Origin of the sequence: Limnohabitans sp. JirII-31, assembly GCF_002778315.1 — a bacterium.
In the GTDB taxonomy this organism is placed as follows: Bacteria; Pseudomonadota; Gammaproteobacteria; order Burkholderiales; family Burkholderiaceae_C; genus Limnohabitans.
Genome location: NZ_NESA01000003.1, coordinates 182,112 through 193,378, shown reverse-complemented (window position 1 = coordinate 193,378; position 11,267 = coordinate 182,112). Strand labels below are relative to the sequence as shown.

The window sequence follows — 11,267 nt, the reverse complement described above, 5'->3', positions numbered from 1 at the left end:
TTCTGGCGACAATGCAGAGATGAATCGACAAGCCTTCTTTCGTCTCTTTCTGGCCGTGGTGTTGAGCTACACCACCGCAGGCATTGGTGGGGCCCTGACGGATTTAGGGCCTTGGTACTACAGCTTGCGTCAACCCGACTGGAAGCCGCCAGACGCTGCCTTTGGCGTGATTTGGACCACGATCTTCACCTTGTGTGCCATCAGCGGTTGGCTGGCGTGGCAAGCGGCCAACACCCGTGCGCTTCGCCTTCGTGTGGTCATCTTGTTTGGCATCAACGCGGTGCTCAACATGGTGTGGAGTGCGCTCTATTTCAAACTCCAGCGCCCGGATTGGGCAATGGTTGAGGTGGTGTTTTTATGGCTCTCGATCGGGGCCCTGATCGTGGGTTTGTGGCGCTTGTCGCGCTTGGCCAGTGGGTTGTTGATCCCCTACTGGGTGTGGGTCTCGGTTGCGTCAGTGCTGAACCTGCAAACCATCTACCTCAATGGCCCATTCGGCACTTTTTCCTGATTTAACAGGGCGGTTAAAAGGGTAAACCCTTGATGGTTTGGCCTCTCTAGGGTTTGTCAGGCTTGATCGACAGGGCTAAAAAAATTACAAACCCATCTACAGCTGCGGACCGGAATGCTATGTTGCTGGCGGATTAACGCCCCGGTTTTTACCTTCCCCAGGGTAACGCGCACATGCTGCTAGGAACGCGTATGTCTGAGTTCAACGGCTTGGGTGGTCACTCGAATGGTTACAAACCGACCCGAAGTCTGGAGGAGGATTGCAAAGAATCTCTTCTGGCGGTGATCGAAAAGCAGATCATTCCGCGCCTGCTCAATGTTCAGCAATTCTTCACAGGCAAATCCAAAGCATTGGATGACTCGGGCTTTATTGCTGCGCAGCCTGAATACGAAGCCTTCACGCAGTCTTGCTTGAAAGGTGATTCACCCACCGCCAATGGCATCGTTGATACGCTGATGGCGAAAGGTTTGTCACAAGAGCAAATTTTTCTGGAACTGATCACACCCGCCGCCCGGCAATTGGGTGTTTTGTGGGAGCAAGACCTGTGTGACTTCACGCAAGTGACTTGCGGCCTAGCGATCATGCACCAGACGATTTACCGGCTGGGCTACGAGTCGCCAGCAAGACCTCGCGAAGACGGTGATACCGAACGGATCATGCTGGCTTGCGCGCCTGGGTCCCAGCATTTTTTGGGGCTGACCATCGTGGCTGACTTTTTCCGTAAGTCCGGGGCCGAGGTGGTGCTGGAAATCTCATCCACAGAATCGGAGTTGCTGCGCGCGGTTGCCAACGAGTGGTTTGATGTGGTTGGCATTTCGGTCGCCCTGGAGGTGCAATTGCAGGCCTTGCCCGCATTGATTCAACACATCAGGGAAAGCTCGGGGAATCCCAAAGTTCGTGTGGTGCTCGGCGGCCCCATTTTTTTGCTCAAAGAATTCAGCCCCCAAACTTTGGGTGCCGATGCCATCTTCACCGATGCACGAGAAGCCGTGGGGGCTGTCAGGCGTTTGGTTCGTGGCGCATAAATCCCTGGGTTAACAGTTGGCAGCTTGCTGACATCCAGGTGTTCATGTGGAGGTGCTCCATGTCATGACGAGTTGCGCCGTGCCGACGGGGTCCTGCTCGTGTGCCAGATGCCCCAGTGCAGTTTGCATCACCAACTTTGCTTGCGGCAAGCGCAGGCTGGCTTCATGGGCCATGGTGGGGGGAACCGTCTGGTCTTGGCTTCCTATCGCCATGAACACGGGGTTGCGGATGTTGTGCAAGCGTGCGGCCAGCGGCTTGAGCTGCCAAGCTGCCATCATCGACAACACACCGTGAACATGGCCAGAGTTCCTGAGCACGCTGCGGTAGAGCTCAATGCCTTGCACATCCAATGTGGAGCCGGTGCGCTCAATCCAACGCGCCACGGCACCTTCTTGGGCAGCCATTTTGGCGGTGGCCCAGGCCGACAGCGGGTTGAGTTGGGCCAGTTTGGCGGCAGGTCCAAACAGCCATGAGGACATGCCGGGCAATGGCAACCACGCCGGGTTGAGCCCGATCAGGGTGCTGTGCGCCAAGCTGGCGTGGCTGAGCACCATGTGTGCCCCAATCGCGGCACCCGCTGAATGGCCGACGATCACCTGAGGTGTGAGGTTGAGTTGCCGCATCAAGGCACGCAGGCCTTCGCTCATGCCAGGCAGAGACAGGGAGCCTTCAGGTCCACGACTCGAAAAAGCGTGGCCGGGCAGGTCGGGCGCAATCACCGTGAAGTGCTCAGCCAACAAGGGCAGCAGGCCTCGCCAACTGAAGTTGCCCGATCCTGTGCCGTGCAACAGCAGCATGCAGGGGCCCTGTCCCAGCATTTGCACATGCCAGTGGATGGCACCCGCTTGCACAAAGCGGCTGTGCTGGGCATGTGGCCAAGTGCCCCGGTGCGCAGCCCATGCCATGCCGGGGTAGAAGCTTTCGTACATGATCGTTCAGGTCGTTTGAAGCAAGCGTGTGCGCCGTCGCAAGCTCAACTTGCCCCCGTGCGAAGACTGTCCATCGCGTTGGCCATCCGCTGCGCCTGCACGTGCGGCATGGGCAGGTAGCCTGCACCCAGCGTGGCGGCCAGCTGTTGCGCTTGCGCGTCGGGCTGCATGCTGGTGTCGATCCACAAGGCGCGGTGACCGCTGCGTTGCCATTGCTGAGCCCAGAGCTGGGCATCGGCCTGAGCCTGGGCGCGACCACCCAGGCCTTGCAAGGTGACGTTGGCGCGGCCATCGCTGAGCACCACCAGTATCGGCGTGACACCTTGACGCTGCAATTGCAAAGCCTGCTCATGGGCCATCTTGAGCGCCAGTGCCAGCGGTGTGCCGCCGCCCCCAGGCAAGCCCGTCATGGCCCTCTTGGCGCGCACCAAGGAGCGCGTGGCTGGCAGCAGCAGTTGCGCTTGGGCGCCCCGAAAAGCCACGATGCACACGCTGTCGCGGCGCGCGTACGACTGTTGCAACAGCAGCTCGACCGCGCCTTTGGCTTCGGCCAAGCGCTGTAGCGCAGCAGAGCCCGAGGCGTCCAGCGCCAAGATCACGCAACTTGATGCGCGCTGCTGGTAGCGCTGAATGTGAAAGTCCTCGGCCCGGATGAGCACGCGGCTTCGATGGGGGGCTGGCAGGTCAGCCTGGTGCGAGGCGACGCTGCCCGTCTGGCGCAAACGTTGGCGCGGCGCGGCGGCCCTCAAGGTGGCGAGCACATGCAAGCGCGCATGCCCACCCGGTCGTCCCGGGCGAGGCGGCAGGGGCCTGCCGCGCTGTTTGCCGGCCCGCGTTTGGCCGCTGCGGCCCGAGGTGTTGCTTTGACGCGCACGGTTTTGTGCGGCCAAGGCATCCAGCATGTGCGGTGGCAAGCTGGCCAGAGCCGCCGCCACCATCATCTCTTGCAGGTCTTCGGCGCTGGGTTCGGGGGGCGTCGCCTCAGACTCGGGCGGCGAATCCGGCGGTGAATCTGGGGGCGACTCTTGGGCCGATTCAGGGGGCGAGTCTTGCGGCAATTCGGGGGCTGGGTCGGGCTCTTGGGCCTTCGGAGGCGGTGGCTCTGCCTCGGTGTTTTCTTCGGGTGGCGGCGGGTCAGACAGCGCATCGTCTGAAGGCTCGCTGGGCCACTGGGTGGCGCGTGGGGCCAACACACAACGGGCGGCAAAGCCGAGGTCTTCGTCGTCGAGGGTGCTGCGGCCGTTCACGGCCGCATGGGCACAGGCCACGCGCAAAGCCAGACTCGGTGCACGCAGGGAGCCTATCCCTAAGGCCATGGCCGAAGCACACAGCGCTTGCAGTTGTGCGTCGCTGGCTTGAATGTGAAGCAGGCGCTCGCGTGCTTGCGTCAGGGCCAGGGGGCTGAGCCGGATGTGCAGCGCATCTTCAAGGTCACCTGGCTCACCGTTGACGCTATCGGACAGTCCTAGGTCGATGTCTGAGAGCGAGAGCGCTTGCAAGTCGAGCCAAAGGCCCAGACGCTCCATCAGCGCAGCCCCCAAGCCGGGTTCATCGGGCAACGACTCGTCGAGTGCCACCACGCCAAAGCGGCTGGTGCTGGCTTGGGTGTGGTGGTGTGTGGCCGGCACTTGGTGGGTGTCGAGTGCCTGGACCAAGGGTGCCAACAGGGACGGGGGCAGGCGCTCGGCCATGGGCAGGCAGACCAGACCTTGGTCTGCTTGCTGGAGCAAACCGGCTTGCATGCGCAACTGACCGGTTTGCAGGGTGTGGGCCAAGTCAATGCCACCCAGCAGCCGTTCGGCATCGGCGGAGCCTGGAACTTTGACCAGCGGCAGTCCCAGACTTGCCAGCGCGCTGAGCCATCGGTCACGCACCGGGCCATGTGGCGCACGCAGACACACTCCGCCAAAGCCCTGCGGGTCGAGTTGCAAAATTTGCAAACTGAGCAAGGCATCGTGCCAAGCGTTCAGGGGCTCGGCAGGGGGGAGGTGGTCGCGCTTCATGGCCAGCCCGCAGACTCAGGCCGCCAGCACTTCTTGCAAACTGCGCTGCACGCGGGTGCCAGAGTCGGTGTCGTCCAGCGGGTTGCGTCGTAGCCGATGGCGCAGGGCCAAAGGCGCCATGCTTTGCAGGTGTTGGGCTTGAACGCTGGACTGACCTTGCAGCGCGGCAAAGGCCCGCGTGGCTCTGAGCAAGGTGAGCTCGGCGCGTAGGCCATCGGTGCCCAGTTGTTGGCACAGCCGTGCACACAGCATCAACATGTCGTCGCTCACGGTGACTTGGGCCAAACGTTCACGCGCTTTGACAATGCGTTTTTGCAGCTTTTGGTTGTCTTTGTGCCAGTGCGCTTTGAATGCGCTGGGGTCTCTTTCAAATTCGTCACGGCGTTTGATGATCTCGACCCGCAGCGCCAAGTCTTGTGGCGTGCGCACCTGCACCGACAGGCCAAAGCGGTCGAGCAACTGGGGGCGCAGTTCGCCTTCTTCGGGGTTGCCGCTGCCGACCAACACAAAGCGCGCGGGGTGACGCACGCTCAGGCCTTCGCGCTCGACTAGGTTTTCGCCCGAGGCGGCCACATCAATCAGCAGGTCGACCAAGTGGTCGTCCAACAGATTGACTTCGTCGATGTACAAAAAGCCCCGGTGAGCTTGTGCCAGCAAGCCCGGCGAGAACTGCTTGATGCCTTGGGACAAGGCTTTTTCCAGGTCCAGCGCGCCGACCACGCGGTCTTCGGTGGCACCCAAAGGCAGGTCTACCACGGCCACCGCTTGGCGCTCCACCACGGTTTTGACTTTCGGGTCTTTGGCCTGGCACACGGGGCAAGCTTGGGCGGGTTGGCCCGGATCGCAGCGGTAGGGGCAGCCTTTGACCACCTGGATAGGTGGCAGCAAGTCGGCCAGCGCGCGCACCGCGGTGGATTTGCCGGTGCCACGGTCACCCAGCACCAGCACGCCACCGATGGAAGGGTCGACCGCCACCACTTGGATGGCGAGTGTCATTTCGTCTTGACCGACGATGGCCGCAAAAGGAAAGGTCAATGCCATGGGGCGTTCCGCAAAGCTGTTTTCAAGTCATCATCCAAAAGAGAGTCTCAAGTGTCAAGTTAAATTTACACTTGTTGAAGTGTCAGAGTTGGTTTTGTCGGATTTTTGAGCATCATGTTCGGGTTTTAGCCCATAGCGAGCTGCCAGTGCCCAGACATGAGCCGGCAGCATGTTTTTGATTCGCGCCGGGGCTTCGCGACGCAGATGCAAGATCGATTCGATCGCCTTCATCTCGATGCGCGCGCGTGCAAACTCCAAACCGCGCGGCCCCACCCGGGGCATGAGCCAGTTGACCAGCGGCTTGATCCAAGCAGGCATGCGACGCAGTGGCAGTCCCCCGGCAGCGCGTTCGGTGTTGGCCATGAAGCCGCGCACCGGCCCCTCGCGACGGCCTTTGCTGATGGGCACGCTGGTGATGAGTTGCGTGCTGAGGCCATCGAGCATGGCCTGACCGCGGGCGTTGCGCACCAACACCCATTGCTGGCCATGTCCGCCCATGTAGCCCACCGTGATGTCCGACAGCACATTGGTGTAGTCCACGCAAGTGCGGCAGGTGAGGGGAAAGAAGTCTGGCGGGAGGGTGGACAAGGGCAGGTTCAAAAACGGAATCAGGCGCTTGTCGCCTTGGTCGGTGCGCACTTCCACCTTGTAATCGGCGCGGAACTCGACATAGCTGATGTCTTGCGGTCGGTCCGAGATCAAGCCAAGAAACTGGTGGAAGTTCTCCGTGGTGGTGTTGTCTGAGCAAGGTGTGCCAATGACGAACAGCTCTTTCAAACCCTGCTCACGCTCGAGTTGCGCTTGGATGGCCCGCAGTGCGTAAATTTGGCAGGGAATGCCAATCACCGCCAAGCGTTTGTGGCCTTGGGCCAGGGCCGGTTCGACCAAACTCAGCAAGGGCGCATAGCCCATCCGCATGCCCCGGCATTGCTGCATGTCTTGGGCGCGTGTGACCAGCACCGGGCGCGGACGCCAGCGGTCGTTGGGGTCGGCTGCCATGGCGATCACCGCGTCCACCAATCCCTGCTCAAGCAGCACCTCGGCCAGCCGGGTGGTGATGCCCGTCCATTGCGCACCCTCTGAGGGTGACTTCATGCGGGCACTCAGGATCTGCTGGTAGGGGCCAAAGAACAGCTCGTCAGACTGCGCTGTGTGTTCGGCGGTGGTTTGCTGGCGCTGGCGACCGTGGACCTGTGTCTCCAAGCCAGGGTAGTTGGGCTGAATGAATTGGCAGGCTTGGCCGCAGCGCTTGGGGTCGTCGGTGCGCGACAAGCCGCAGTCTGTGCAGAGCCTCCGGCTGGGGGCTGTATCGTGGGCAAGGGATGAAGGCGCCATGCGATCAAGGCGCGCGCATTTGGCGCGAGTGGCTGTGTACCGCCTCCACCAAGGCAGCCACATGCTCTGGCGGCGTGTATTGGCTGATGCCGTGCCCCAAGTTGAAAATGTGGGTTGGGCCGGTCGTGCTGGGGTCAGTATGGGGTTGACCAAAGCTGTCGAGCACACGGCGCACCTCGGTGGCGATCTGCTCAGGCGGTGCAAACAGCACATTGGGGTCGATGTTGCCTTGCAGGGCTTTGCCCGGGCCACCCACCTTGCCCCCGACCAAAGCGCGTGCTTTGCCCAAGTTAACGGTCCAGTCCAGGCCCAGCACGTCGCAGTCCAATTGGTTCATTTCTTCGAGCCAAAGGCCGCCCCCCTTCGTGAACACAATGCGTGGAATTTGTTGTCCTTCATGGTGGGTGTGCACATGGGCCAACACCTTGGCGGTGTAGGCCAAGCTGAACTCTTGAAATGCACCGTCGGCCAAGACGCCGCCCCAGCTGTCAAAGATCATCACAGCCTGCGCGCCAGCTTTGATTTGTTCATTCAAATAGGCTGCAACGGACAGCGCGTTGACCTCCAAAATGCGGTGCATCAGGTCGGGTCGGCTGTACATCAAGCTCTTGACCAAACGGTAGTCGTCAGAGCCCCCGCCTTCGACCATGTAGCAAGCCAAGGTCCAGGGGCTGCCTGAAAAGCCAATCAAAGGCACGCGGCCATTCAAGGCTTTGCGGATGGACGTCACGGCGTCAAACACATAACGCAAGCGGTTCATGTCGGGTACCTGCAGGGCGGCCACAGCCGCTTCGTCGCGCACCACTTTGTCAAATTTAGGCCCTTCGCCCTGGGTAAACCGTAAGCCCAGACCCATGGCATCGGGCACGGTCAAGATATCACTGAACAAAATGGCTGCATCCAAAGGGTATCTGTCCAGGGGCTGCAGGGTGACCTCAGTGGCAAAGTCGGTGTTGGTGGCCAAGCCCATGAAGCTGCCGGCTTTGGCTCGCGTGTCTCTGTATTCGGGTAAGTAGCGCCCTGCTTGGCGCATCAACCACATGGGGGTGTGGGTCGTGGCTTGCCGCAAGCAAGCGCGCAGGAATTGGTCATTTTGAAGTTGAGGGTGCATGTCAATTCGTCCGGGATGTGGGAGGGTTTATTTTTGAATGTCAACTAAAGAAGATGTGCAAAGTGTCAATTTAACTTGACATCTTGTCAAATGGCTGTAAATTCAAGGTCAATCAAGAAAACTTTGAGGCCGACCATGGACGCTGCGCAGGAGTGGATTGAATCGCCATCTCAACTGAGACAGCTGCCCGCTGAGCGTTTGCCTGCACTGGCGGGGGAGTTCCGCCAGCGTCTGATCGATTCGGTATCTCAAACAGGCGGGCATTTCAGCTCTAACTTGGGCACGATTGAGTTGACCATTGCCCTTCACTACGTGTTCAATACCCCAGAGGATCGCTTGATTTGGGATGTCGGCCATCAAACCTATGCCCACAAAATGTTGACGGGGCGGATGGATCGAATGGGCTCTTTGCGTCAGCGGGGTGGTTTGAGCGGTTTTCCGCATCGCGAAGAAAGTGTGTACGACGCTTTTGGCACCGCACATTCTTCCACCAGTATTTCGGCTGCATTGGGCATGGCCATGGCCGCCAAGCTCACCGGCAGCCACAGAAAAGCAGTGGCCATCATTGGGGACGGAGCACTCACGGCTGGCATGGCGTATGAAGCCATGAACAACGCAGGCACCAGTGAATGCGATCTGTTGGTGGTGCTCAACGACAACGACATGTCCATCAGTCCGCCCGTGGGGGCCTTGAATCAATACCTGTCTGAATTGATGTCGGGTCGCTTTTATGCCCAAGCCAAAAAACTCAGCCAGCAGCTGTTGCGCAATGCACCGCCCTTGTTTGCGCTGGCGCGTCATCTGGAACAACAAACCCAGCAATTGATTCAGCCCGCCACCATTTTTGAAAAGCTCGGATTCACCTACACCGGCCCCATCGACGGACACGATGTCCTCGGCTTGGTGGAAGCCTTGGAAAAAATCTCAAAAGAAAAAGGCCCGCAGTTTTTACATGTTGTCACCCGCAAAGGGCAGGGCTACGCGAAAGCGGAAGCGGACCCCATCAGCTACCACGGCCCCGGTAAATTTGACCCAGCGGTTGGCTTGATGCCTGCTGCACAAGGAAAAATGACATTCACCCAAGTGTTCGGGCAATGGCTGTGCGACATGGCTGCCAAGGACCCCCGCTTGGTGGGCATCACCCCGGCCATGCGAGAAGGTTCAGGCATGGTGGCGTTCAGTCAACGTTTTCCTCGTCGCTACCACGATGTGGGGATTGCAGAGCAGCACGCCGTGACGTTTGCCGCAGGTTTGGCCTGTGAAGGTCTCAAGCCTGTCGTGGCCATTTACTCGACTTTCTTGCAAAGAGCCTATGACCAGTTGATTCACGATGTCGCGCTACAAAAACTGCCCGTCGTGTTTGCTTTGGATCGGGCGGGCATCGTCGGACCCGATGGCCCGACCCACGCAGGTGTGTTTGACATTGCCTACACGCGCTGCATTCCCAATATGAGTGTGGCGTGCCCAGCCGATGAAAACGAATGTCGGCAATTGCTGAGCACAGCGTATGCACATGACCGTCCTGTCACGGTGCGCTACCCCCGAGGTTCGGGTGTGGGCGTCGAGGTGCAAGCAAATTTAAGCGCACTGCCGTTTGGACAGGCAGAGATCCGCCGCGCGGGTGAAGGCACGGCAATTTTGGCTTTTGGCCCGTTACTTTATGAAGCACTCAAAGCCGCCGAGTCGTTGAACGCCACGGTCATCAACATGCGTTGGGCCAAGCCGCTGGATATGGAGACTCTGCGCCAAGCAGCGCTCACACATGAGCGTTTCATCACCATTGAAGATGGCGCCCGTATGGGTGGCGCAGGCGCTGCTGTTTTAGAGGCTATGCAAGACATGGCTATCTGCAAGCCCGTTCTGGTGATGGGCTTTGAGGATACGTTCACAGAGCATGGGGATCCCCAAGTGTTGATGCAGCACTATGGATTGACCGCGACAGGCATTCTCCAGCGTGTGGCCCAGGCTTGGCCAGATTTGTACGCCACACCCATGCTGAGACGGGTGGTCTGAATGGCAGTCTGGACCTTAGGGCTTAACCATCGAACTGCCCCCATCGATTTGCGCGAGCGGTTTGCCTTCGCGTCAGACCAACTGGTGTTGTCGTTGCAAGGTTTGCGTCGTACGTTTGAGACGCATAAAGAGGTGGCTATCTTGTCCACTTGCAACAGAACCGAAGTTTATTGTGCAGGCGACGAGGTTCAATGGCGACAAACTCTCAAGTGGTTGGCCGATACTGGCAAGGCACATGTGGATGTTTTGCAATCGCACATCTACAGACTCGAAGGTGACGCTTCGGCGCGTCATGCATTTCGTGTGGCCAGTGGTCTCGATTCGATGGTCCTTGGTGAATCTCAAATACTGGGCCAATTCAAAGATGCGGTGCGACTGGCTGCGGACTCTGGTGCGCTTGGCACCACCTTGAATCAATTGTTTCAAAGGTCATTTGCCGTTGCCAAAGAGGTACGAACATCCACGGACATCGGTGTGCACTCCATCAGCATGGCGGCAGCGAGTGTTCGCCTGGCGAGTCGAATTTTTGAAAACATCAAAGATACAAACGTGTTATTTGTGGGCGCCGGAGAAATGATTGAGCTGTGCGTCGCGCACTTTGCCGCCAAATCTCCCCGGTCCATCACCATTGCCAATCGTTCTGCGACAAGGGCAGATATGTTGGCGGCGATGCACGGTGGGCAGAGCATTTCACTGGCCGATCTGCCTGCACGCTTGCATGAGTTTGATGTGGTCATCAGTTGCACAGCCAGCACCTTGCCCCTGATTGGCCTGGGGGCAGTTCAACGGGCTCTTCGCGCACGAAAAAACCGACCCATTTTCATGGTGGATCTGGCCGTACCACGCGATATCGAACCGGAAGTCAAAGACTTGTCGGGCGTTTACCTGTACACCATCGATGACCTGACCCATGTGATCAACAGTGGTCAATCTCATCGGCAAGAAGCTGTTGCTGAGGCTGAAGCCATCATTGATGGAGGTGTTCAGAAATTCATGGCTTGGTTGGAACGCAGAAACCATGTGCCATTGATTCAAGAACTCAATCTCCAGGCAGACGCTTGGCGTCAAACAGAATTGGCCCGTGCCCGCAAACGAATAGAAAAGGGGCAGTCGGTGGACAGTGTTTTAGAGTCTCTGTCGATGGCGTTGATGAAGAAAATGCTCAACGGTCCCTTGCGCGAACTCAATCACCCGGATGGCGTTCAAAGAGAAAAAGCCCTTGAGGCGGTCCGACATATTTTTTTAAACGATTGAACGATGCGGCTGTGCCAGAACCGAGTGGTGATGCAGTGGCGCTA

Annotated in this window: 9 protein-coding genes; 4 read left to right on the top strand and 5 right to left on the bottom strand. The window is 59.1% G+C overall.

The genetic code is table 11. From position 1 onward, the window contains the following. The first annotated feature begins 19 nt into the window (after window positions 1–19). A complete protein-coding gene (locus B9Z41_RS05995; protein WP_100146139.1) occupies window positions 20–511 on the top strand; it encodes a TspO/MBR family protein in 492 nt (163 codons plus the stop codon). A 191-nt stretch (window positions 512–702) separates the two neighbouring features. Next, on the top strand, window positions 703–1,536 hold the full coding sequence (locus B9Z41_RS05990; RefSeq protein WP_233202552.1) for a B12-binding domain-containing protein: 834 nt from the start codon (window positions 703–705) through the stop codon (window positions 1,534–1,536). Between the two features lie 42 nt (window positions 1,537–1,578). Here the strand turns inward: B9Z41_RS05990 and bchO are convergent, their stop codons facing one another. The 5 genes from bchO to hemE form a co-directional block, all read right to left on the bottom strand. Then, window positions 1,579–2,466, bottom strand: a complete 888-nt coding sequence (bchO, locus tag B9Z41_RS05985; protein WP_100146137.1) for an alpha/beta fold hydrolase BchO — start codon at window positions 2,464–2,466, stop codon at window positions 1,579–1,581. A gap of 44 nt (window positions 2,467–2,510) precedes the next feature. After that, window positions 2,511–4,469 (bottom strand): VWA domain-containing protein, encoded by a 1,959-nt coding sequence (locus B9Z41_RS05980; RefSeq protein WP_100146136.1) that lies wholly within the window; start codon window positions 4,467–4,469, stop codon window positions 2,511–2,513. A gap of 15 nt (window positions 4,470–4,484) precedes the next feature. Continuing rightward, window positions 4,485–5,510, bottom strand: coding sequence for a magnesium chelatase ATPase subunit I (gene bchI / locus B9Z41_RS05975; RefSeq protein ID WP_100146135.1), 1,026 nt, complete (start codon window positions 5,508–5,510; stop codon window positions 4,485–4,487). A gap of 54 nt (window positions 5,511–5,564) precedes the next feature. Beyond that, the gene (locus B9Z41_RS05970; protein ID WP_233202550.1) at window positions 5,565–6,782 is read right to left on the bottom strand and encodes a Coenzyme F420 hydrogenase/dehydrogenase, beta subunit C-terminal domain; all 1,218 of its coding nucleotides are present in this window, start codon (window positions 6,780–6,782) and stop codon (window positions 5,565–5,567) included. A gap of 67 nt (window positions 6,783–6,849) precedes the next feature. Further along, the gene (hemE, locus tag B9Z41_RS05965; protein WP_100146133.1) at window positions 6,850–7,956 is read right to left on the bottom strand and encodes a uroporphyrinogen decarboxylase; all 1,107 of its coding nucleotides are present in this window, start codon (window positions 7,954–7,956) and stop codon (window positions 6,850–6,852) included. A gap of 135 nt (window positions 7,957–8,091) precedes the next feature. Between hemE and dxs the strand changes: the two genes are divergently transcribed. Both dxs and hemA read left to right on the top strand, forming a co-directional pair. Next, complete coding sequence (gene dxs, locus B9Z41_RS05960) at window positions 8,092–9,969, top strand: 1-deoxy-D-xylulose-5-phosphate synthase (RefSeq protein ID WP_100146132.1); 1,878 nt, start codon at window positions 8,092–8,094, stop codon at window positions 9,967–9,969. Then, complete coding sequence (hemA, locus tag B9Z41_RS05955) at window positions 9,970–11,223, top strand: glutamyl-tRNA reductase (protein WP_100146131.1); 1,254 nt, start codon at window positions 9,970–9,972, stop codon at window positions 11,221–11,223. Window positions 11,224–11,267 lie beyond the last annotated feature (44 nt).